The following is a 1072-nucleotide window of genomic DNA, read 5'->3' as shown; positions in this document are numbered from 1 at the left end:
CGATTTAACTATTTGTAAAAATACGACAGGTACTTTAGTAGCGACAGGTTGCACAGGCACTGTGACATGGAACACAGGAGCAACAGGCAGCACCTTGACAGTCGGTACAGCAGGTACCTACACAGCAACCTGTAAAGTAACAACCAACGGCAAAGAATGTTCAGCGACGGATTCAGGTGTACTAACAGTGAATCCAGAGGTGACCATCAACGTAGACGACTTAACTATTTGTAAAAATACCACAGGTACTTTAGTAGCGACAGGTTGCACAGGCACTGTAACATGGAACACAGGGGCCACAGGTAGCACCTTGACCATTGGCACAGCAGGTACTTACACAGCAACTTGTAAAGTAACGGCCAATGGCAAAGAATGTTCAGCGACAGATTCAGGAGTATTGACAGTGAATCCAGAAGTGACCATCAACGTAGACGATTTAACTATTTGTAAAAATACCACAGGCACTTTAGTAGCGACAGGTTGTACTGGCACTGTAACATGGAACACAGGGGCCACAGGTAGCACGTTAACCATTGGCACAGCAGGTACTTACACAGCGACTTGTAAAGTAACAACCAACGGCAAAGAATGTTCAGCGACAGATTCAGGAGTATTAACGGTGAATCCAGAGGTGACCGTCAACGTAGACGATTTAACCATCTGTAAAAATACGACAGGTACTTTAGTAGCGACAGGTTGTAGCGGCACTGTAACATGGAATACAGGCGCGACAGGCAGCACCTTGACCATTGGTACAGCAGGCACTTACACAGCGACCTGTAAAGTAACGACCAACGGCAAAGAGTGTTCAGCGACAGATTCAGGTGTACTAACAGTGAATCCAGAAGTGACCATCAATGTAGACGATTTAACTATCTGTAAAAATACCACAGGCACTTTAGTAGCCACAGGTTGTAGCGGCACTGTAACATGGAACACAGGTGCCACAGGCAGCACCTTGACAATCGGTACAGCAGGTACTTACACAGCAACCTGTAAAGTGACGGCTAACGGCAAAGAATGTTCAGCGACGGATTCAGGAGTATTGACTGTGAATCCAGAGGTGACCATC

At 46.3% G+C, this 1072-nt stretch carries 1 protein-coding gene; it reads left to right on the top strand.

What is annotated here, in order from left to right:
* A partial coding sequence (locus tag WAA15_RS24415; RefSeq protein ID WP_442892830.1) for a PKD domain-containing protein occupies positions 1–1072 on the top strand: 1072 nt, incomplete at both ends.

It is taken from the genome of Emticicia sp. 17c (genome assembly GCF_037153985.1).
Taxonomy (GTDB): Bacteria; Bacteroidota; Bacteroidia; order Cytophagales; family Spirosomataceae; genus Emticicia.
This window is presented reverse-complemented; position numbering and strand designations above follow the sequence as displayed.